This is a genomic window from Ensifer sesbaniae, assembly GCF_013283665.1.
GTDB classification, from domain to species: domain Bacteria; phylum Pseudomonadota; class Alphaproteobacteria; order Rhizobiales; family Rhizobiaceae; genus Ensifer; species Ensifer sesbaniae.
Window position 1 is genome coordinate 823,486 of record NZ_JABEKU010000001.1, and the last position, 21,490, is coordinate 844,975.

The window sequence follows — 21,490 nt, forward strand, 5'->3', positions numbered from 1 at the left end:
GGGGGCAGTCTCGATGGCTGTACAACGACGCTCGAACCCCGTGTCATCGAGCGCCCCCCCAAAAGCAGACGCATTCGTTCATTCCTGAGGGAGCAGAGACGAGGATGTACGAAATGGCAGCGCATATGATGAAGATGCTGATGAGCATCATGGCCGCGCTGTCGCTCGGCTCGCTGCTGTTTCTGATGGCCGTTCTCTAACAACGGCCGGAAGTTCGGGCGGCGCGCCCGTCAGGGGAAGAAGTGGAACTGGTCCCAGCTCTCGTGCGGTACATTAAGATGCGCGGCGCTGTAGGTGCTCCGCGTCGGTACGGCACCTGAACTTCAGTTTGTACCACTCCCCCTTGCTGCGGAAGATCGCGGCGATGACCTTGTCCGGTTTGAAGGTTGACTTGTCGGCGTTGATGCGTGGACCCGGCAAATCACTCCCGGACGCGCCTGCGGTTTCAGCTAAGCATTGTGGCCATTCCAATGGGCGGGGATCACGCTTCGGAAACGTCGATCCACTCGGCGCCCGTCAGTTCGACGATCCGGGCGGGGCTGATATGCACGGCCGCATTGGTGGCGCCGGCCGCCGGCACGACGATGTCGTAGGCCTTCAGGGACTCATCGCAATAGATGCTGTGCGGCTTGGCAAGGCCGAAGGGGCAGACGCCGCCGACCGGATGCCCGGTCTCCGCTTCCACTTCGTCGAAGCCGAGCATGCGGGCCTTGGTGCCGAAGCGGGCCTTGTACTTCTTGTTGTCGAGGCGGGCGTCGCCGCGCGTGACGATCAGGATCACTTCGTCGCCGACACGCAGCGCCAGCGTCTTTGCGATCTGCGCCGGCTCGACACCGTGGCCCTCAGCCGCAAGCGCAACCGTGGCGGTGCTCTGTTGCAGCTCGATGACGTCGATGTCGGGGGCGTGCTGGGAAAAGAAGTCTTTGACGGAGGCAAGGCTCATGGCGAACGGTTCACGTTATCAAAAAAAATCTAGCGCGATCGGCCGCGGGGCGAAGATCATGTTCTGCGCCGGGCGCGCAAATCTCTCAATCGTCGTTGGAGGCGTCAAGGTCTTCCGGGCGAAGACCTTCCTGCTGCGGCGGAAGGTAGCCGTGGCTGGTGAACCAGTTCTCGAGGATTGCGATGATCGCCTGGTCTCGCGTCTGCATGCCTGGATGATCTGCGATGAAAGACTTGAGCGCCGTTTCGATCTTGTCGGTGTAAAGCGCGTTCATGCTTGCCTCCCTCTGGCAATATGCGATTTCCGTCCGGTGACCCGTCCAGCAGATTACAGTGCTACAGCCCCCTTCGCGCGTCCAGATGGAACGCAGGCGCAAAAGGATGACCGCGCCGGTCTGGATCACGCCTGTTTGACGATGCGGATCAGCACAAGGAGAATGATCGCGCCGATCGTCGCGTGCAGGATTGCGGAGAGAATGCCGCTACCGAGGCTGATGCCGATCGCCGGAAAGAGGAAGCCGGCGATGAAAGCGCCGATGATGCCGACGACCATATTGCCGATGAGGCCGAACCCGCCGCCCTTGACGATGAGGCCGGCGAGCCAGCCGGCCACTGCGCCGACGATCAGGAAGACGAGAATGCTTTCAATGCCCATGAATTGTCCCCTTTCCATTGGATCTCGATTGGAAAGATAGATCAGGAATCGAAATCAGATAGGGGGCAATTTCATCGCACGGCGATTTTTTGAGCGGTCGGGCCCAGGCGGCAGCGCCGGTCCCCGCGGGCACGGCGCCGCTCGATGGTATCAGACGATGCCGCCACCGCCGCCGGCAACGGCCGGGCGCTCAGCCGCGACTTTCGCGCGGTAGCCGCTGTGGCGATAGGCCGCGACGGGCGCCACCGCCCCGCCATTCTCAAGTCGCGCCATTGCAAGGATCGGCTCGACGTCGGTGCGGAAGGCGGTCTTCAGCGTTTCGCTCGCCATCAGGGCGTCGTTGTCTTCCTGGCAGCCTTCGAGCGCCTTGCGGTCGACGATCAGCGCCTGCGCATAGGCGCGGCAGACCTCGGTCGCGCTCGTCATCAGGCTCTCGATCGGATCGGTGACATTGTGGCTCTGGTCGAGCATATGCGCGGGCCTGAAGCCCTTGGCGCCGCGCGTTTCCGCATCCACCAGCTCGTTGAAGACGAGGAACAGGCGGTAGGGATCGATCACGCCCGTGTCGAGATCGTCGTCGCCGTACTTCGAATCGTTGAAATGGAAGCCGCCGAGCTTGCCGAACTGGATGAGGCGGGCAACGATCATTTCGATATTGACGTTGGGCGCATGGTGGCCGAGGTCGACGAGGCAGAAGGCCTTGGGGCCGAGCTCCTGGGCGATCAGGTAATTGGTGCCCCAGTCCTGGACGACGGTCGAATAGAAGGCCGGCTCGAACATCTTGTGTTCGGTAAAGACGCGCCAGTCATCAGGCAATGCCGCATAGACCGATTTCATCGCATCGAGATAACGCTCGAAGGCGCGGGTGAAATTGCTCTGGCCGGGAAAGTTCGAGCCGTCGCCGACCCAGACGGTCAGCGCCTTCGAACCGAGCTGCCGGCCAATCTCGATGCATTCGAGATTGTGTTCCACCGCCTGGCGGCGCGTGGCGGCGTCCGTATGCGACAGCGAACCGAACTTGTAGGAATGTTCCTGGCCAGGCGCGTCGGAGAAGGTATTGGAGTTCATCGCGTCGAAGCCGAGGCCGAGCGACGTGCCTTTCTGCTTCAGTTCCGAGATGTCGCTGACCTTGTCCCAGGGGATATGCAGCGAGACAGTCGGCGTCGCCCTGGTCAATTGCTGGATGACCGCGCAATCCTCGAGCTTGTCGAAGATGTTGCGCGGCTCGCCCTTGCCGGGGAAGCGGGCAAAGCGCGTGCCGCCGGTGCCGACGCCCCAGGAGGGGACGGCGACGCCATAGGCGGCGACCTTGCGCTTGATCTCGTCGATCGCGAAACCGCGCCGGTCGAGCCGCTCGCCGAGGCTCTCATAGTCCCGGCGAAGTGCCGCAAGACGGCTGTCGTTCTCCGCCTCGACCGTTGCCTGGCTGATCATGGTGGTCGTCATGGCGCTCTCCTCGATCAACGCGTGAACGACTGGGCGTTGCCCGCGTCGACATTGATGATGTTGCCTGTCGATTTCGCCGACATGTCGGAGGCAAGGAAATAGATCGCCTCGGCGATGTCCTCCGGGAAGACGCTGAGTTTCAGCATCGAACGCTCGCGATAATGCGCTTCCAGGTCGTCGACATCCATCTTGTAGGCGGCGGCGCGCTGCTCCTTCCATTCGCCCGTCCAGATCTTCGAGCCGCGCAGCACCGCGTCCGGATTGACGACATTGACGCGGATCTGCGCTGCCGCGCCCTCGAGCGCCAGGCAGCGGGCGAGATGGATCTCGGCCGCCTTGGCGGTGCAATAGGCCGAGGCTCCGGGCGAGGCGGCAAGGCCGTTCTTGGAGGCGACGAAGACGACGTTGCCGCCGGCCTTCTGCTGGCGGAAGATGCGGAAGGCCTCGCGCGAGACGAGGAAATAGCCGGTTGTCAGGATCTCGATGTTCTTGTTCCAGAGCGCCAGTGTCGTGTCCTCGACTGCGGCGGAGGAAGCAAGGCCGGCATTGGAAACGAGGATGTCGAGGCCGCCGAAGGCGAGCAGCGTGTCGCGGAAGCCGTTCTCGACGGCTTCTTCGCTGGTGACGTTCATGCTGACGGAGCGCACGAAATCCGTGCCGTAGCGTGCGGAAAGCTCGCTCGTCGCGCCGGCGAGCGCAGCCTCGTCGATATCGGCCAGCACCACGCAGGCGCCTTCCTGCATCAGCCGGTTGGCCGTGGCCTTGCCGATGCCGCCGGCGCCGCCGGTGACGAGCGCGATGCGGCCCGCAAGGCTCTTCGGTTTCGGCATGCGCTGGAGCTTGGCTTCTTCGAGCAGCCAGTATTCGATGTCGAAGGCCTCCTGTTCCGGCAGGCCGACATAGGTGGAGACGCCGGAGGCACCGCGCATGACGTTGATGGCGTTGACGTAGAATTCGCCGGAGATGCGGGCGGTTGCCTTGTCCTTGGCAAAGGTGATCATGCCGACGCCGGGCACGAGGTAGACGACCGCGTTCGGGTCACGCATGGCAGGGCTGTCGGCATGCTTGCAGCGCTCGTAATAGGCCGCATAGTCGGCGCGATAGGCGGCGATCGCCTCAGGCAGCGCGGAAAGCGTCCTGTCGATATCGGGATTGGCCGGATCGAAATCGATCACCAGCGGCCGGATCTTGGTGCGCAGGAAATGGTCGGGGCAGCTCGTACCCAGCGCCGCGAGCGGCCTCAGGTCGCGCGCGGTAACGAAGTCGAGCACCGCCTGGCTGTCGTCGAAATGGCCAACCTTGCGCTCGTCGGCGCTGATCAGCCCGCGGATGACAGGCAGCAGCTTGCGGGCGACATCGGCGCGGGCGTCGTCGTCGAGCACCGGCTTCACCGCGCCGCCGAAGGCGGGCTTGGTGTTTTCGGCTTCGAACCAGGCGATCGCCTTGTTGATGATCTCGATCGTCGTCTCATAGGCTTCCTTGGCCGTGTCGCCCCAGGTGAAGAGGCCGTGGCTTTCGAGCACCACGCCGCGTGCCTTGGGGTTTTCCAGGCAGAACTTCTCCAGCCACAGGCCGAGCTCGTAACCCGGACGCTTCCAGGGCAGCCAGCCGATGTCGTCACCGAAGATCTTCGCGGTCAGCTCGCGGCTGTTCTGCGATGCGGCGATCGCGATGATCGCGTCGGGATGCATGTGATCGACATGCTTCTTCGGCACATAGGCGTGCAGCGGGGTATCGATGGAGGCGGCGCGTGGGTTGAGGTTGAAGGTGCAGTGCGGCAGGTAGCCGACCATCTCGTCTTCGAACGCGATGCCACGATAGATCGACTTCAGCGCGTTGAGCTTGTCCATGTAGAGCGTCGCGAAGCCGTCGAGCTTGATCGTGCCGACGTCGCCGCCCGAACCCTTGACCCAGAGAACTTCGACCGTGCCGCCGCCGAGCGGATCCTTCTCCATCACCTTGGCCGAGGTGTTGCCGCCGCCGTAATTGGTGATGCGCTTGTCGGAACCGAGCAGGTTGGAGCGGTAGAGCAAACGCTCGGATTCGCTCATGCCGGCAGCCTTTGCCTCGTCCCAAAGGTTTGCAAGTCGTGCGCCCTGCTGCTTGTCGAGCATCTCGAATTCCTCCCGGTCTGATGCCGCGCGGCTTGGCGGCCGCGCAGAGATGTGGTTGGCATCAGATCATAGGACTTGAGCGTTAAAGTCAATCAAAAACGATCAAGTCCGCGCATAGTGCACTGCACAATGAAAAAATATGATTGATTGTGATTGACAATGGTCGATCGTGATGGAAGCATTGCTGGTATCGGAGGAGCGCATGCACGAAAAAGAAAGACACCGGATCATTCTGTCGGCGGTTCAGGAAAAACCCGTCGTCACCGTCCAGGAACTGGTCGATCTGACCGATAGTTCCGAGGCGACGATCCGGCGCGACATCGCGGCGCTTCACGTGCAGAAGAAGCTGCGCCGCGTGCGCGGCGGCGCCGAGGCGATCAATCCGCCGCAGTTCGTCGGGCTTGCCGGCCGTCCGTTCAAGGTCAACGAGGGGCTGCATGCCCGCGAGAAGCAGGCGATTGCCAAGGAGGCGGTGGCGCTCTGCGAGGATGGCGAGCCGATCATCATCAATGGCGGAACCACCACCTTCCAGATGGTGCATTTCCTCAGCAATCGCCGCATGCAGGTGTTCACCAATTCCTTCCCGATCGCCGAGCATCTGCTGAAGCACTCGAAGAACACGGTGATGCTGTCGGGCGGCACGATCTACCGCGAACAGAACATCATCCTCAGTCCCTTCGATAACGACGTGACGCGCAACTTCTATGCGCGCCGCATGTTCATGGGCGCTCAAGGGCTGGGGCCGCTCGGCCTGATGGAGGCCGATCCGCTTCTGATCCAGGCGGAACAGAAGCTCATCGACCAGGCCGACGAACTCGTCGTGCTGGTCGACTCGTCGAAATTTCACAAGCGCTCCAGCCTCATCCTCTGCGGGCTGAAGCGGATCGCCACGGTGATCACGGATTCGGGCATCGAGGACAGGCATGCCGCGATGCTTGAAAATGCCGGCGTGAGGCTGATCGTTGCCAGCAGCAGGGCCGGCATGGATGCGGAGAACATGTCCTCGTCCGCCTGAGGCGGGCGAGGTGAGGGGAAGGTGACGGTCACGGTCAATGAGGGGCCGGGTCGTTGCCGAACGGAGGAAGTCGCGCCGGATGCGTGTTTCGCGCACCGGTCAATGGGAGGAAATGAGCATGAAGATCCTGAAATCACTGATGGTCACGGCCGCTGTTTCGCTGGCGCTGATGGCCAATGCCGCACATGCGGAAAACAAGAAGATCGCCCTTGTCGTCAAGGCGCTGGGCATCGGCTTCTTCGAGGCTGCCAACAAGGGCGCCCAGGAAGCGGCCAAGGAATTGGGCGATGTCGAGGTGATCTACACCGGCCCGACCTCGACGACGGCGGAAGGCCAGATCGAAGTGATCAATTCGCTGATCGCCCAGAAGGTTGATGCGATCGCCGTCTCCGCCAACGACACCGACGCCCTGGTGCCGGCGCTGAAGAAGGCGATGGACCGCGGCATCAAGGTGATCTCCTGGGATTCCGGTGTCGCCAAGGAAGGCCGGATGATGCATCTCAACCCGTCCTCGAATGCGCTGATCGGCAACATGATCATCAAGCTTGCCGCCGACAACCTGCCTGAGGGCGGCGACGTCGCTGTGCTGTCCGCTTCGGCAACCGCGACCAACCAGAACACCTGGATCGCGGAGATGAAGAAGGTCCAGGGCAACTACAAGGGCATCAACGTCGTTGCCACCGTCTATGGCGACGACCTTGCCGACAAGTCCTATCGCGAGACGCAAGGGCTCATCCAGTCCTATCCGAACCTGAAGGCGATCATTGCGCCGACCTCCGTCGGCATCGTCGCAGCGGCGCAGGCCGTCACCGACGCCGGCAAGATCGGCCAGATCAACGTCACCGGCCTCGGCCTTCCCTCGGAAATGGCCGGCCACGTGAAGTCGGGCGCCTCCAAGTCCTTTGCGATCTGGAATCCGATCGACCTCGGCTATTCCGCGACGATGCTTTCCTACGACCTGATCAACGGTGCGGAGGCCAAGCCTGGTGCCGAGTTGAAGATGGGCCGCATGGGCACGGTCAAGCTCGATGACAACAATGAAGGCGCCATGGCCGATCCGTTCGTCTACGACGCCAAGAATGTCGAGGAATTCGCCAAGATCTTCTGATCTGGCGAACGATCAAAGCGACGCTGCCCCTCATCCGCGCGGTGAGGGCTGCCCCTCATCCGCCTGCCGGCACCTTCTCCCCGCTCGCGGGGAAAAGGGACAAGCGGCAACCGCTCGCTCCCGTTCAAATCGGGAGTTGATGGCCGCGGTGTTCTCGTCCCCTCTCCCTGCCTGCGGGGAGAGGGTTAGGGTGAGGGGCAGCCCAAACTGCCGCAGCCCTTGCGTTATCGAAACGACTGGATTGGTGGACTGACTCTTGCTCCAGGATACGCTCACATCGCGGATAAAGCCCGCCATCGCGCTCAAGGGGATCTCGAAGTCCTTCCCTGGCGTCAAGGCGCTCTCCGACGTTTCGCTGTCGCTCTATCCGGGATCGGTGACCGCCCTGATCGGTGAAAACGGCGCCGGCAAATCGACGCTGGTGAAGATCCTGACCGGTATATATCAGCCGGACCAGGGCACGATCTCCGTCGGCGATCAGGAGGTGCATTTCCCGACGGCGCTTGCCGCGGCCCGCGCCGGCGTCACCGCCATCCACCAGGAAACCGTGCTCTTCGATGAGCTTTCGGTTGCCGAGAACATCTTCCTCGGCCACGCCCCGCGCAACCGTTTCGGGCTGATCGACTGGAAGAAGCTTAATGCCGATGCGCGCGCACTGCTGGCGCGAGCCGGTGCCGATTTCGATCCGACGATCCGGCTTCGTGATCTCGGCATTGCCAGGAAACACCTCGTCGCGATCGCCCGCGCCCTTTCCGTCGACGCCCAGGTCGTCATCATGGACGAGCCGACGGCCGCGCTGTCGCACAAGGAAATCCATGAACTCTATGCTCTCGTCGAGCGGCTTAAGGCCGACGGCAAGGCGATCCTCTTCATCAGCCACAAGTTCGACGAGATCTTCCGCATTGCCGATCGATATACTGTCTTCCGTGACGGAACCATGGTGGACGAGGGGCTGATCGCCGATGTCAGCCAGGACAAGCTGGTGCGCCTCATGGTCGGCCGCGCCGTCGGCTCGGTCTACCCGAAAAAGGAAGTGGCGATCGGCGAGCCGATCCTGACCGTCTCGGGCTACCGCCACCCGACCGAATTCGAGGACATCAACTTCGAGCTTCGCCGTGGCGAAATCCTCGGATTCTACGGCCTCGTCGGCGCCGGCCGCTCGGAGTTCATGCAATCGCTGATCGGCGTCACCCGGCCCTCCGCCGGTGCGGTTCGGCTCGACGGCGAGGTGCTGGTGATCCGCAGCCCGTCCGAAGCGATCCGCAGCGGCATCGTCTATGTGCCCGAAGAGCGCGGCCGGCAGGGTGCGATCATCGGATTGCCGATCTTCCAGAACGTCACATTGCCGTCGCTGTCGCGCACCTCGCGCTCGGGTTTCCTGAAACTTGCCAACGAGTTCGCGCTTGCCCGCGAATACACCTCGCGTCTCGATCTGCGCGCCGCTTCGCTCGACCAGGATGTCGGGACGCTGTCAGGCGGCAACCAGCAGAAGGTCGTCATCGCCAAGTGGCTGGCGACGAGGCCGAAGGTGATCATTCTCGACGAGCCGACCAAGGGCATCGATATCGGTTCCAAGGCGGCGGTCCATGCCTTCATGAGCGAACTGGCGTCCGAAGGCCTCAGCGTCATCATGGTCTCGTCGGAAATCCCCGAAATCATGGGCATGTCCGACCGCGTCATCGTCATGCGCGAGGGCCGGATCGCCGGGCGGTTCGAGCGCGCCGAACTGACGGCGGAAAAGCTGGTTCGCGCTGCCGCCGGCATTCGGGAGGCCGCGTGATGGCGAAGTTTCTCAAGAATCGTGAGCTCCTGCTCGTCGGCGCGATCACCGTTCTGCTCGCGCTGATCACCTTGCGCTTTCCCCCCTTCGTGGCGCCCGCCAATCTCGCGCGCGTCTACAACGACACGTCGATCCTGATCATTCTGGCGCTTGGCCAGATGGCCGTGATCCTGACGCGATGCATCGACCTTTCGATGGCCGCCAACCTGGCGCTTTCGGGCATGGTGGCAGCGATGCTGAACGCCGCCTTTCCGGGCCTGCCGATCCCGCTGATCATCCTTGCAGCGATCACGCTCGGCACCGCGCTCGGCATGATCAACGGAGCGCTCGTCTGGAAGCTCGACATTCCGCCGATCGTCGTCACGCTTGGCACCCTCACCATCTATCGCGGCCTGATCTTCCTCTTGAGCGGCGGCAAGTGGATCAATGCCCATCAGATGAGCGACGCGTTCAAGGCGCTGCCGCGTGACGAGCTTGTCGGATTTCCGGTTCTCTCCTGGCTATCGCTGGTCATGATCGGGCTCATCTTCCTGCTGATGAGCCGGACGGCGCTCGGGCGCGCCTTCTATGCCGTCGGCGGTAATCCGCATGCGGCCGTCTATACCGGCATCGACGTCGGCCGAACCCGCTTCTCGGCCTATTGCCTTTCGGGTGCGCTCGCCGGGCTTTCCGGTTACCTCTGGGTGTCGCGCTACGCCGTCGCCTATGTCGACATCGCTGCCGGCTTCGAGCTCGACATAATCGCGGCCTGCGTCATCGGCGGCATATCGATCGCCGGCGGTATCGGCTCTGTCGCGGGCGCCGTGCTCGGCGCGCTGTTTCTTGGCGTGATCAAGAATGCCCTGCCGGTCATCAACATCTCGCCCTTCGCACAGATGGCGATTTCGGGCATGGTCATCATCATTGCCGTCGCCGTCAACGCTCGCGCCGAACGGCGCAAGGGACGTGTCATCTTGAGAAAGGCGGAGGCTGTCTGATGGCCGAGACCCACCTTACCCCCCGCAACATCCCCGATCGGCTGGAAGGCCGCGGCGCGCGCCTGTTGAAGAGCTGGGAAAGCCTGCTGTTCGTCGTCGCCTGCCTGATCTTCCTCGGCAACTCGCTGGCATCGCCCTATTTCCTCGATCCCTGGAACCTTTCGGACGCGACCTTCAACTTCACCGAAAAGGCGATGATCGCCTTTGCCATGGCTCTGGTGATCATCGCGGGCGAGATCGATCTCTCGGTGGCCTCGGTCATCGCGCTCGCCTCGACGGCGATGGGCTATGCCGTCCAGCTCGGTTTCGATACGCCGGCGCTGGTGGCGATCGGCCTCTCCGTCGGCCTCCTTTGCGGCGCCATCAACGGCCTTTTGATCACCGGTCTCGGGCTGCCGTCCATCGTCGTGACCATCGGCACCATGAGCCTTTTCCGCGGGCTCTCCTTCATCATCCTGGGAGATCAGGCTTTTACCGGCTATCCCGACAGCTTCTCCTGGTTCGGCCAGGGATATGTCTGGTGGGTGTTCTCCTTCGAGTTCACGCTCTTCGTGGTCCTTGCTGTCGTCTACGGCGTCGTGCTGCACAAGACCAATTTCGGCCGTGCGGTCTATGCCATCGGCAACAACCAGACGGCGGCGCTCTTCTCCGGCATCCGGGTCGGGCGCATCAAGTTCATCCTATTCCTGTTGACCGGGCTGATGGCGGGGCTCGCCTCGATCTGCCTGACCTCGCGCCTCGGCTCCACCCGCCCGTCGATTGCGCTCGGCTGGGAGCTCGAAGTGGTGACGATGGTCGTGCTCGGCGGCGTCAACATTCTCGGCGGCTCCGGAACCATTCCCGGCGTCGTGCTCGCGGCGCTGATCATGGGCATGGTGACCTTCGGCTTCGGCCTGCTCAACGTGCCTGGCATTGTCATGTCGATCTTCATCGGCCTGCTGCTGATCTCGGTGATCGCACTTCCGATCCTCTGGCGGCGCGCCCGCCACCGTCTTGCGCATTGAGGTTACAATGGAAAAATATGCGTTCCGCATGCGGCTGAACCCGGGCATGGCGGCCGAATATAAGGCGCGGCACGACGCCATCTGGCCGGAGCTGGCGGCACTCTTGAAGGAGGCCGGCGTCTCCGATTATTCCATCCATCTGGACGAGGAGACGAACCTGCTCTTCGGCGTGCTCTGGCGGACCGACGATCACCGCATGGCCGACCTGCCGTCCCATCCGATCATGCGGAAATGGTGGGCCTACATGGCCGATATCATGGAAACCAAAGCCGACAACGAGCCGGTGGCCGTACCGCTCAAGACCGTCTTTCATATGGATTGATGTGATGCGGGTCGTTGGCGTCATCGATATCGGCAAGACCAATGCCAAGGTCGCGGCTGTCGATCTCGACCGTTTCGAGGAGATCGCCGTCCGCAAGACGGCGAATGCGGTGCTCACCGACGGTCCCTATCCGCATTTCGATATCGAGCATCTCTGGGCCTTCGTGCTCGACAGTCTGGCGGCACTGAATGCCGAGCACGCCTTCGAGGCAATCTCGATCACCACCCATGGCGCGACGGCTGTCGTGCTCGATGCGGCCGGCGATCTGGCGCTGCCGGTGTTGGATTACGAATATGTCGGTCCCGACGGCCTTGCCGCTGAATATGATGCGGTGCGGCCGCCGTTTTCCGAGACCGGTTCCGCGCGCCTGCCGATGGGCCTCAATGTCGGTGCGCAGCTCTTCTGGCAGCAGAAGACCTTTCCGGATGATTTTGCGCGGGTCTCCTCGATCCTCACCTACGCGCAATACTGGACCTATCGCCTGACGGGCGTGCTCTGCAACGAACTGACCTCGCTCGGCTGCCATACGGATCTCTGGAACCCGCGAGCCGGGACCTTCTCGTCCCTGGTCGAGCGCCAGGGCTGGCGGCCGCTTTTCGCGCCGGTGCTGAAGGCAAGCGATATCGCTGGCACCTTGCGGCCGGAACTCTGCGCCGCGACCGGGATTGCTGCCGAGACTTCAGTCTATTGCGGAATCCATGACTCCAACGCCTCTCTGCTCCCGCATCTGCTGACGCGTGCCTCGCCCTTCACGGTGGTCTCCACTGGCACCTGGGTCGTCATGCTGGCGGTCGGCGCGGAGCCGAAGCCACTCGACGAACATCGCGACACGCTCATCAACGTCAATGCGCTTGGCGATCCCGTGCCCTCGGCCCGCTTCATGGGCGGCCGGGCGTTCCAGCTTCTATTGGGGGAAGGGGCAGTTCCCGCATCGCCGGAGGTGGAGGCGGCCGTCGCCAAAGGCGGCCATATGCTGCTGCCGTCGATACCCGAGGGCTCCGGTCCCTTTCCGGCTTCGAAGGCGATCTGGACGACCGGCGAGAAGGCGCTTGGCCCCGCCGAGCGTTTTGCCGTCGTGTCGTTTCACCTGGCGTTGATGACGGCCACCTGCCTCGATCTGATCGGAGCGCGCGGAGAGATCGTCGTCGAGGGACCGTTTGCGGTCAATACGGCCTATCTGCGCATGCTGGCAGCGGCGACCGGTCGGCCGGTCTTCGCCGATCCCCAGAATGTTACGGGTACGAGCCTTGGCGCGGCAAGCCTGGTCGCGGGGTCCAAGGTCAGGACCGGCGTTCAGCCACTCGCGGGCGAGGTTCCCGAGAGTTTCGCAAATTATGCAAGGGCGTGGCGAAAGGCGGCACTGGACCATGCAGGCAAAGAAAAGCGGCTGTAGAGCAGCGCCCTCGGCCATAGACATGCTTGGTTGTGCCAGTAAGAGACGGACCTTGGTCCTATCAGAACACGGAACTGCGCTTTGCCGATCGGTTGTGTTCGATGTTGAGCACGATCGATACTGCCGTCATTGTCAGGATTGCGGTGAGAGCGGCGCCGATTCCAAGAACAATCATTGTTCGTTTCCCGTAAGCGCATCGTCATGATGTCGCTTTGCTTGGTGCGAAGGTTTCCTCGCGCATGCAGCGCCCACTCCACTTTCGCTTCGATACGCGAGCGCAAGTGCAAGTGCAATTCTAAACTCTTGTGATTGAGAACCTGTTGTAGTTCGGCGGCTATATTACAGTTTTGTTGCAGCGCAAGAACGACCCGCTAAAACACCCCCGCGAACTTTAGTGAATCCGATTTGAGGCGAGGGACCGTTAACCTTCAAGCAAGGAATTAACCATAAACATGGTCCCACACGTCGGAATGGGATAATTCACAAGTCTCCTCAAGGCATGATGCCGCCCCGCCGTACCGGTTCCGGTCCGGTATCCAATCTTCACCGAATTTACTTGCGGGATGAACGATGGCAGACGCCGCCGGCGGGGGCTGATCTCATCAATGTGGCGTGCACGTCTGGTGGACCGTAGCTCCCCTTGATCCTCCCAGGCAAATTCCGAACGCGCAAATACCCGGGGATCAGCGTTGAGGCAGGAAGCGTCGTCAGAACAGGCAAGGAAAGGCCAGGCAGGCAGCCTGCTGGAGCGCCTGCGTTTTGCCGGGCTCGACGACGAGAGCTGCAACCGCGTCCGGGACCACAGACAGAAGCTTTCCCCCCGCATCGACCAGGCGCTTCGTGACCTTTTCCAGCGCCTGCAGACCTATCCCGATGCTGCCCGCCATTTCGACAGCGATCGCCAGATCGATCGTCTTCAAGACCTGCAATCGTCGCACTGGAATGTGCTGACAGACGCGCGTTTCGACGGGCTCTATGCCGAGCGCGTCAAGGTGCTCGCCGATACGGCCAGCCGCATGGGTCTCGATCCGCGCTGGCAGATGGCAAGCCATGCGGTCGTGCTCGAACATCTCCTCGTCGGTCTCATCGAAGAGGCCTGGCCGAGATCCTTCCTGCCGATGGGCAAGGCACGTCGTCGTGAGCTCTGCGACCTCGTCGCCGCGCTCGTGCGTACGGTCTTCGTCGACACAGAGATCGGCGTCTCGCTCCGTTTCAATGCCCTTCGCCAGCAGCACCAGCGGCAATTGACCGAGCAGCGCAGCGCCGACGAACAGGAAGTCAAGGCGCTCTTCGGCGACTTTGCCGAGAGCTTGAGTCAGGGCGATCTCGGCGCGCGGCTGCCGGAAGCGGCAGCGGAGGCCTACCAGCCGATCGTTGCCAGCCTCAATACGGCACTGGAACAGATTCAGCAGAGCCTGCAGGCATCCGATCGCCACAATCGTTCTGCCGAGGCCCTGGTCGATCACATGCGTGGAAACGCAGCCGCTTTCTCGGACAAGGCGGGCGCCGAAGCCAATGCGCTGTCCGGGCAACTTGCGGCGCTCTCGGACATGGCGGGCCGCATGGCATCCGGCTCCGGCCGCATCAGCGCGACGGAAACGAAGGCCAACGAAACTCGTATCGCCGTCGAGCGCAGCGGCGAGATCGCCGGCCAGGCGATCACCGCCATGGCCGATATCGAAGCTTCGGCCGAAAAGATCGGCCAGATCATCGGCGTCATCGACGAGATCGCCTTCCAGACCAACCTGCTGGCGCTCAATGCCGGCATCGAAGCGGCGCGGGCCGGCGACAGCGGTCGCGGCTTTGCCGTCGTCGCCCAGGAAGTGCGTGCCCTGGCGCAGCGCTCCGGTGAGGCGGCCCGTGAAATCAAGCAGCTCGTCTCCGGCACCAAGGCCCAGGTCGAGACCGGCGTCGAGATCGTCGGCCGAACCCAGGACGCGATCAGCAGCATCGTCGAGCAGGTCACGTCGATTAATTCGGCGGTTTCCGGCATCGCCCGCGAAGCGGAGCAGCAGGTCGGTGATCTCAGGGGCGTCGCTGCCGAGATCGGCACGATCTCCGAGCGCGTGCAAGCAAGCGCCGCCCTGGCCAGCGAAGCCACCCGTTCGTCGGACGATCTCCACACCGTCATCGTCGAGCTTGGCGAAACGATCCGCCGGTTCCGCCTGGAGCGGCGTCATCCCGTTTCGTCAGCCGCCGGTCGCGAGCCGCACAGGCCGACTCCGGGCGTGATTGCCGAGGAGCCGACGGTTGCGCTGTTCGACGACGGACCGCAGCGGCAGCTCGCCGGATGGCAGCGCTGATTTCGAGAACAGCACAGGGTTAGCAGTCGAGGAAGACAGGAATGGCCAGCAACAAGACCGCTCAAAAGACGCTCAGCCTCGCTCCGGTGTTGGATCTTAACGAGGCGACGACGCTGCATGAGAAGCTGCTCGCTCTCAAGGGCAGCGACGTCGCGATCGACGCTTCGGCGGTCGAGCGGGTGGGGACGCTTTGCGTTCAGGTGCTGATGGCCGGCGCCAAGACCTGGGAAGAGGATCATTTGTCTTTCACCTTCAGCAAGGTGTCGGACGCTTTCGAGAAAACGACACAGCTCATCGGGGTCGAGATCGACCATCTGGTGGCCAAGGAGATTTGAGAAATGAAGAAGCGAGTTCTGACGGTCGACGACTCCCGGACGATCCGAAACATGCTGCTGGTCACGTTGAACAATGCCGGGTTCGAAACGATCCAGGCCGAGGATGGCGTCGAGGGCCTCGAGGTTCTCGAGGAAGCCAATCCCGATGTGATCGTCACCGACATCAACATGCCGCGTTTGGACGGCTTCGGGTTCATCGAAGGCGTGCGCAAGAACGATCGTTACCGCGCCATTCCGATCCTGGTGCTGACCACCGAAAGTGATGCCGAAAAGAAGAACCGTGCGCGTCAGGCGGGCGCAACCGGCTGGATCGTCAAGCCGTTCGACCCGACGAAACTCATCGACGCAATCGAGCGCGTAACGGCCTGAAGTCCGGGGATAGCCTCCAATGGATATGAACGAAATCAAAGAGATCTTCTTCCAGGAATGCGAGGAGCAACTCGCCGAGCTGGAATCGGGTCTGCTGAAGCTCAATGACGGCGACCGCGACCCGGAAACGGTCAATGCGGTGTTCCGCGCGGTGCACTCGATCAAGGGTGGTGCCGGTGCCTTTGGGCTCGACGACCTCGTCTCGTTCGCGCATGTGTTCGAGACGACCCTTGATTGCGTTCGTTCCAACCGGCTGGATCCCGGGCCGGAAGTTCTGAAGGTCATGCTGAAGTCGGCCGACGTGCTGGCCGATCTCACCAATGCCGCTCGCGATGGCGGCAGCGTCGACGAGGCGCGCAGCCGACAGCTCATCAAGGAACTCGAAGCTCTGGCGAACGGCGAAGTGCCGCAAGCATCCGCAGCGCCGGTCGAAGTGGTCGCCAAACCCGTTGCCGCCGTGGCCGCGCCGCCGGTCAACGAGGAAGGCTTCCAGCCGGTCGCTTTCTCCTTCGACGACTTCGAAGCGGCCGAAGAACCGCCGCTGATGGAAACGCCGACCTACGAGATCGTCTTCAGGCCGAAGTCCGATCTCTATGCCAAGGGCAATGAGGCAACGCTGCTTCTGCGCGACCTCTCCCGCCTTGGCGATATGAGCATCCATTGCGACATGGAAGCGCTGCCGACACTCGATCGGCTGAGTCCGGAGAGCGCCTACTTCTTCTGGAAGATCCAACTCGCGACCGACAAGGGCGAGGACGCGATCCGTGCCGTCTTCGAATTCGCCGAGTGGGATTGCGACCTGGAGATTTCCCTCGCGTCGGACGAAGCTGCGTCGTCCGACGAAGAGCTGCCGATGCAGCCAGTGCCCTTCGATCTGTCGATCCTCGATGACGAGCCGGCGGTATCGGTCGGTGTCGTCGAGGAGGAAGAACAGCTCGCGTCCCAGCAGCTCGGCAACGCCGCGGTTTCGGTTGCGGGGACTGCCAGCAACGTGCTGCAGATGGCGCAATCCGCAGCCCGCGCCCCGGCCGAGAAGGCAGCACCCGCCGCCAGTGCCGCTGCTCAGGGCGCTGCCGGCCAACAGGCCGCCGCATCGGCCGCCACGCCGACGATCCGCGTCGATCTCGACCGTGTCGATCGGCTGATCAACCTCGTCGGCGAGCTCGTCATCAACCAGGCGATGCTCTCGCAAAGCGTCGTCGAGAACGACACCAACGGCACGTCCTCGATCAACATGGGCCTCGAAGAGCTGCAGCAGCTCACCCGCGAGATCCAGGACTCGGTGATGGCGATCCGTGCGCAGCCGGTGAAGCCGGTGTTCCAGCGCATGTCGCGCATCGTCCGCGAAATCGCCGACATGACCGGCAAGTCGGTCCGCCTCATCACCGAGGGTGAAAACACCGAAGTCGACAAGACGGTTATCGACAAGCTTGCCGAGCCGCTGACCCACATGATCCGCAACGCGGTCGACCACGGCCTCGAAACGCCGGAGAAGCGCCTTGCCGCCGGCAAGAGCGCCGAAGGTACGGTCCGCCTGACGGCGAAGCACCGCTCCGGCCGCATCGTCATCGAACTTGCCGACGACGGCGCCGGCATCAACCGCGAGAAGGTGCGCCAGAAGGCGATCGACAACGATCTGATCGCCGCCGATGCCAATCTTTCGGACGAAGAGATCGACAACCTGATCTTCCACGCCGGCTTCTCGACGGCGGACAAGATCTCCGACATCTCCGGCCGCGGCGTCGGCATGGACGTGGTCAAGCGTTCGATCCAGGCGCTTGGCGGCCGCATCAACATTTCCTCGAAACCGGGCCACGGCTCGGTCTTCACCATGAGCCTGCCGCTGACGCTCGCCGTACTCGACGGCATGGTGGTCACCGTCGCCAACCAGACGCTCGTCGTGCCGCTGACCGCGATCGTCGAGACCCTGCAGCCGGAAGCGTCGGCGATCCACTCCTTCGGCGCCAACCAGCGGCTGATCTCGATCCGCAACTCCTTCTGCCCCCTCGTCGACGTCGGCCGCATCCTCAACTTCCGCGCCATCCAGGCGAACCCGGTCGAGGGCGTCGCACTTCTGGTGGAATCGGAAGGCGGCGGCCAGCGCGCCCTGATGGTCGATGCGATCCAAGGGCAGCGCCAGGTGGTGATCAAGAGCCTCGAAGCCAACTACACCCACGTGCCGGGCATCGCCGCCGCGACCATTCTCGGCGACGGCCGCGTGGCGCTCATCCTCGATGTCGATGCGATCGTCGCCGCCTCGCGCGGGCAGTCGCTGAAGCCTGAAATGTCACTTGCTGCAGTCGGATAATGACAATGACCTATGCCGCAAAAAATCTGACGACGGATGGACGGGAGCTGATCGCTTTCCGCGTCGGCGCTCAGGAATTCTGCGTGAACATCATGTCGGTGCGCGAGATCCGTGGCTGGACACCCGCGACGCCGATGCCGCATGCGCCGTCCTATGTGCTCGGCGTGATCAATCTGCGTGGCGCCGTGCTGCCGATCGTCGATCTTTCGGCCCGTCTCGGCATGACGCCGGCCGATCCGACGGTCCGCCACGTCATCATCGTCGCGCAGGTGAAGAGCCAGGTCGTCGGCCTTCTGGTGGACGCGGTCTCCGACATCCTGACGATCACCAACGACAAGATCCAGCCGACGCCGGATGTCGTGTCCTCGGAGTTTGAGAAGAGCTTCGCCCGCGGCGTGCTCGCGATCGAAGGCCGGATGATCTGCCTCATCGAGCTGGAAGCCATCTTCCCACAGGAAGAAAGGGAAGCGGCATGAGGAACCAGGTCGCATTCGAACAGAAGCTGTCGCCGGACGAGTGCCTGGCAAGCGGCGAGTATCCGTTGACCCGTCGTGACCTCAACGAGATCGCCGCGATGATCTATGCGGATGCCGGTATCTATCTCAACGAGAGCAAGGCGTCGCTGGTCTATTCGCGGCTGTCGAAGCATATCCGCAATCTCGGGCTCAGGGGCTTCCGTGATTATTGCCAACTGGTTGCTTCACCTGCCGGTGCCGCCGCGCGCCGCGACATGCTTTCGCATCTGACCACCAACTTCACGCGGTTCTTTCGCGAGAACCACCACTTCGAGCACCTGAAGACCGAGGTGTTGCCGGAACTGATCGCACGCGCCAAGGCCGGCGGTCGCGTGCGCATCTGGTCGGCCGCCTGCTCCGACGGGCAGGAGCCCTATTCGATCGCGCTGACCGTTCTGTCGCTGCTACCGAACGCGGCCGACTACGACTTCCGCATCCTCGCGACCGACATCGATCCGAAGATCCTGGCGCTCGCCCGCGCCGGCGCCTACGACGCGACGGCGCTCGAAACGGTCAACCCGGCGATGCGCAAGCAATGGTTCTCCGAGGTCAATGTCGGCGGCCGCTTCAAGTGGCAGATCGATGACCGCGTCAAGCGGCTGATCACCTTCAACGAGTTGAACCTGATGGCGCAGTGGCCGTTCAAGGGTCCGTTCGACGTCATCTTCTGCCGCAACGTCGTCATCTATTTCGACGAGCCGACGCAGATGAAGATCTGGTCGCGCTTCGCCGGCATGCTGAACACTGACGGTCATCTTTATATCGGCCATTCCGAGCGGGTGTCGGGTGACGCCAAGTCGCACTTCGACAACATCGGCATCACCACCTACCGCCATACCGGCAAGTTTCATGGAGGACGGGCATGACAGCTCCCGCTCGTGTTCTCGTCGTCGACGACTCGGCCACCATGCGTGGCCTGATTACCGCTGTCCTGAATGCCGACCCCGACGTGACCGTCGTCGGCCAGGCGGCCGATGCCATGGAAGCGCGCCAGGCGATCAAGCAGCTCGACCCCGACGTCGTCACGCTCGACATCGAAATGCCGAACATGAACGGCCTCGAATTCCTCGACAAGATCATGCGGCTGAGGCCAATGCCGGTCATCATGGTCTCGACGCTGACGCACAAGGGCGCGGAAGCGACGATCGCCGCGCTCGAAATCGGCGCCTTCGATTGCGTCGGCAAGCCGCATCCGGGCGACCCGCATCCCTTCGCCGGCCTAGTCGACAAGGTAAAGGCGGCCGCTCGTTCGCAGCGCAAGTTCATCATCACCGGTAACAAGATCGCGGGCTCGCCTGCTGCCGCCAATGCGAACACGGCTTCGGAATACCGGGCCGGTCGCAAGGTCATCGCCATCGGTGCTTCGACCGGCGGCGTGGAGGCGTTGATCACGGTGTTGCAGAAGTTCCCGGCCAATTGCCCGCCGACCGTCATCACGCAGCACATGCCGCACACCTTCACCAGGAGCTTTGCCGAGCGGCTGAACCGCCTGTGCGCGCCGACGGTGCAGGAGGCGACGGATGGCGCGCGGCTCGAAATCGGCAAGGTTTACCTGGCGCCCGGCGGCGAGCGCCATCTGCAGGTCGCGAATGCGACGGCACCTTGCTGCCGCCTGGTCGAACGCGATCCGGTCAACGGCCATCGCCCGTCGGTGGATGTGCTGTTCGATTCCGTTGCCGAACTCGCCGGCCGCAACGCGATCGGCGTCATTCTGACCGGCATGGGGCGCGATGGCGCCTCCGGTCTCCTGAAAATGCGGCATGCCGGAGCAAAGACCTTCGGACAAAACGAAAAGACATGCGTCGTCTACGGCATGCCGAGAGTCGCCTATGAATTGGGCGCCGTTGAAACCCAGCTTCCCCTCGGTTCCATCGGGGAGGAGGTCCTGAAAGCTGCGGCGCTCCGCAAGGAAGGAAGCGAATAATGTCCATCGCCGAAAAAATCAAAGTTCTGATCGTCGACGATCAGGTGACGAGCCGCCTGCTGCTGGGTGATGCCCTGCAGCAGCTCGGTTTCAAGCAGATCACCGCTGCCGGTGACGGGGAGCAGGGCATGAAGATCATGGCCCAGAACCCGCATCATCTGGTGATCTCCGACTTCAACATGCCGAAGATGGACGGTCTTGGCCTCTTGCAGGCGGTCCGTTCCAACCCGACGACCAAGAAGGCGGCCTTTATCATCCTGACGGCCCAGGGCGATCGCGCGCTGGTCCAGAAGGCGGCGGCCCTCGGTGCCAACAACGTACTCGCCAAGCCCTTCACCATCGAAAAGATGAAGGCTGCGATCGAGGCGGTATTCGGGGCGCTCAAATGAACATGGAAGCCGCCGGCAAGCGCGTGCATGTCATCCAGGGCGAGTACAAGGTCTTCAACGATCCGAATATCGTACTGTCGACTATTCTCGGCTCCTGCGTGGCTGCATGCATGCGCGATCCCGTGGTCGGCGTCGGCGGCATGAACCATTTCCTGCTGCCTGGTTCCGCGACGTCGCCCGCTTCCGGCGGCGACGCCACGCGCTACGGGGTCCATCTCATGGAACTCCTGATCAATGGACTGCTGAAGCAGGGCGCACGTCGAGATCGTCTCGAAGCCAAGATCTTTGGCGGCGCCAAGACGATTGCGCGTTTCTCCAATGTCGGCGAACAGAATGCCGCCTTCGCACGGCAATTCTTGCTCGACGAAGGCATCCGCATCGTTGGCGAGAGCACCGGCGGCGAGCACGGCCGCAAGCTCGAATATTGGCCGTCCAGCGGCCGGGCCCGGCAATATGCCCTGACCGGCGTCGAGACGCAGCGCACCGTACAGATGGAGGAACGCCCGATCGTCGCGCCGAAGCCGGCCGAAAGCTCGATTGAATTCTTCTGATCCCGCGAGGCAGGCGCCTCGCAGGCCGCAAATACGACCT

22 protein-coding genes are annotated in these 21,490 nt (G+C 62.8%); 16 read left to right on the forward strand and 6 right to left on the reverse strand.

All coding sequences use genetic code 11. The features are described 5' to 3' along the window. Positions 1–273: 273 nt before the first annotated feature. The 6 genes from BHMPCIPO_RS33785 to BHMPCIPO_RS04005 form a co-directional block, all read right to left on the reverse strand. Positions 274–471: a DUF930 domain-containing protein gene (locus tag BHMPCIPO_RS33785; RefSeq protein WP_173515564.1), complete on the reverse strand. Its 198-nt coding sequence runs from the start codon at positions 469–471 to the stop codon at positions 274–276. A 10-nt stretch (positions 472–481) separates the two neighbouring features. Then, the gene (locus BHMPCIPO_RS03985) at positions 482–943 is read right to left on the reverse strand and encodes a YbaK/EbsC family protein (protein ID WP_173515565.1); all 462 of its coding nucleotides are present in this window, start codon (positions 941–943) and stop codon (positions 482–484) included. Between the two features lie 85 nt (positions 944–1,028). Beyond that, entirely contained in the window at positions 1,029–1,217 is a 189-nt protein-coding gene (locus BHMPCIPO_RS03990; RefSeq protein ID WP_173515566.1) for a hypothetical protein, read from the reverse strand. Between the two features lie 125 nt (positions 1,218–1,342). Then, positions 1,343–1,597 carry a GlsB/YeaQ/YmgE family stress response membrane protein gene (locus BHMPCIPO_RS03995; RefSeq protein WP_173515567.1) on the reverse strand — a complete coding sequence of 85 codons (255 nt, stop codon included), beginning with the start codon at positions 1,595–1,597 and terminating at the stop codon, positions 1,343–1,345. 150 nt (positions 1,598–1,747) lie between these two features. Continuing rightward, positions 1,748–3,043, reverse strand: coding sequence for an L-rhamnose catabolism isomerase (gene rhaI, locus BHMPCIPO_RS04000; protein WP_173515568.1), 1,296 nt, complete (start codon positions 3,041–3,043; stop codon positions 1,748–1,750). 14 nt (positions 3,044–3,057) lie between these two features. Continuing rightward, on the reverse strand, positions 3,058–5,157 hold the full coding sequence (locus tag BHMPCIPO_RS04005; protein WP_173515569.1) for a bifunctional rhamnulose-1-phosphate aldolase/short-chain dehydrogenase: 2,100 nt from the start codon (positions 5,155–5,157) through the stop codon (positions 3,058–3,060). 202 nt (positions 5,158–5,359) lie between these two features. On the opposite strand from BHMPCIPO_RS04005, the gene BHMPCIPO_RS04010 reads away from it, so the two are divergent. From BHMPCIPO_RS04010 to cheD, 16 genes are all read left to right on the forward strand, one after another. Further along, the gene (locus BHMPCIPO_RS04010) at positions 5,360–6,172 is read left to right on the forward strand and encodes a DeoR/GlpR family DNA-binding transcription regulator (protein ID WP_173515570.1); all 813 of its coding nucleotides are present in this window, start codon (positions 5,360–5,362) and stop codon (positions 6,170–6,172) included. 118 nt (positions 6,173–6,290) lie between these two features. Then, a complete protein-coding gene (gene rhaS / locus BHMPCIPO_RS04015; RefSeq protein WP_173515571.1) occupies positions 6,291–7,280 on the forward strand; it encodes a rhamnose ABC transporter substrate-binding protein in 990 nt (329 codons plus the stop codon). 283 nt (positions 7,281–7,563) lie between these two features. Next, positions 7,564–9,060 (forward strand): sugar ABC transporter ATP-binding protein, encoded by a 1,497-nt coding sequence (locus BHMPCIPO_RS04020; RefSeq protein WP_173518075.1) that lies wholly within the window; start codon positions 7,564–7,566, stop codon positions 9,058–9,060. Beyond that, the gene (locus tag BHMPCIPO_RS04025) at positions 9,057–10,037 is read left to right on the forward strand and encodes an ABC transporter permease (RefSeq protein ID WP_173515572.1); all 981 of its coding nucleotides are present in this window, start codon (positions 9,057–9,059) and stop codon (positions 10,035–10,037) included. Before BHMPCIPO_RS04020 ends, BHMPCIPO_RS04025 begins: the two co-directional genes overlap by 4 nt. Continuing rightward, positions 10,037–11,041 carry an ABC transporter permease gene (locus tag BHMPCIPO_RS04030; protein ID WP_173515573.1) on the forward strand — a complete coding sequence of 335 codons (1,005 nt, stop codon included), beginning with the start codon at positions 10,037–10,039 and terminating at the stop codon, positions 11,039–11,041. The genes BHMPCIPO_RS04025 and BHMPCIPO_RS04030 overlap by 1 nt, the downstream gene beginning before the upstream one ends. Before the next feature lie 7 nt (positions 11,042–11,048). Then, a complete protein-coding gene (gene rhaM / locus BHMPCIPO_RS04035; protein WP_173515574.1) occupies positions 11,049–11,363 on the forward strand; it encodes an L-rhamnose mutarotase in 315 nt (104 codons plus the stop codon). Positions 11,364–11,367: 4 nt separating this feature from the next. Further along, complete coding sequence (locus tag BHMPCIPO_RS04040) at positions 11,368–12,756, forward strand: FGGY-family carbohydrate kinase (RefSeq protein WP_173515575.1); 1,389 nt, start codon at positions 11,368–11,370, stop codon at positions 12,754–12,756. Between the two features lie 689 nt (positions 12,757–13,445). After that, the gene (locus BHMPCIPO_RS04045) at positions 13,446–15,059 is read left to right on the forward strand and encodes a globin-coupled sensor protein (RefSeq protein ID WP_173515576.1); all 1,614 of its coding nucleotides are present in this window, start codon (positions 13,446–13,448) and stop codon (positions 15,057–15,059) included. A 41-nt stretch (positions 15,060–15,100) separates the two neighbouring features. Continuing rightward, entirely contained in the window at positions 15,101–15,394 is a 294-nt protein-coding gene (locus BHMPCIPO_RS04050) for an STAS domain-containing protein (RefSeq protein ID WP_173515577.1), read from the forward strand. 3 nt (positions 15,395–15,397) lie between these two features. Next, positions 15,398–15,763, forward strand: coding sequence for a response regulator (locus tag BHMPCIPO_RS04055; RefSeq protein WP_025425897.1), 366 nt, complete (start codon positions 15,398–15,400; stop codon positions 15,761–15,763). Between the two features lie 19 nt (positions 15,764–15,782). Next, positions 15,783–18,071 (forward strand): chemotaxis protein CheA, encoded by a 2,289-nt coding sequence (locus tag BHMPCIPO_RS04060; RefSeq protein WP_173515578.1) that lies wholly within the window; start codon positions 15,783–15,785, stop codon positions 18,069–18,071. Positions 18,072–18,076: 5 nt separating this feature from the next. Continuing rightward, positions 18,077–18,547 carry a chemotaxis protein CheW gene (locus tag BHMPCIPO_RS04065; RefSeq protein WP_173515579.1) on the forward strand — a complete coding sequence of 157 codons (471 nt, stop codon included), beginning with the start codon at positions 18,077–18,079 and terminating at the stop codon, positions 18,545–18,547. Next, entirely contained in the window at positions 18,544–19,452 is a 909-nt protein-coding gene (gene cheR / locus BHMPCIPO_RS04070; protein ID WP_173515580.1) for a protein-glutamate O-methyltransferase CheR, read from the forward strand. The genes BHMPCIPO_RS04065 and cheR overlap by 4 nt, the downstream gene beginning before the upstream one ends. Continuing rightward, positions 19,449–20,510 carry a protein-glutamate methylesterase/protein-glutamine glutaminase gene (locus BHMPCIPO_RS04075; RefSeq protein WP_173515581.1) on the forward strand — a complete coding sequence of 354 codons (1,062 nt, stop codon included), beginning with the start codon at positions 19,449–19,451 and terminating at the stop codon, positions 20,508–20,510. The genes cheR and BHMPCIPO_RS04075 overlap by 4 nt, the downstream gene beginning before the upstream one ends. After that, complete coding sequence (locus BHMPCIPO_RS04080; RefSeq protein WP_034851752.1) at positions 20,510–20,899, forward strand: response regulator; 390 nt, start codon at positions 20,510–20,512, stop codon at positions 20,897–20,899. Before BHMPCIPO_RS04075 ends, BHMPCIPO_RS04080 begins: the two co-directional genes overlap by 1 nt. Then, positions 20,896–21,450, forward strand: coding sequence for a chemoreceptor glutamine deamidase CheD (gene cheD / locus BHMPCIPO_RS04085; protein WP_173515582.1), 555 nt, complete (start codon positions 20,896–20,898; stop codon positions 21,448–21,450). Before BHMPCIPO_RS04080 ends, cheD begins: the two co-directional genes overlap by 4 nt. The last annotated feature ends 40 nt before the right edge of the window (positions 21,451–21,490 follow it).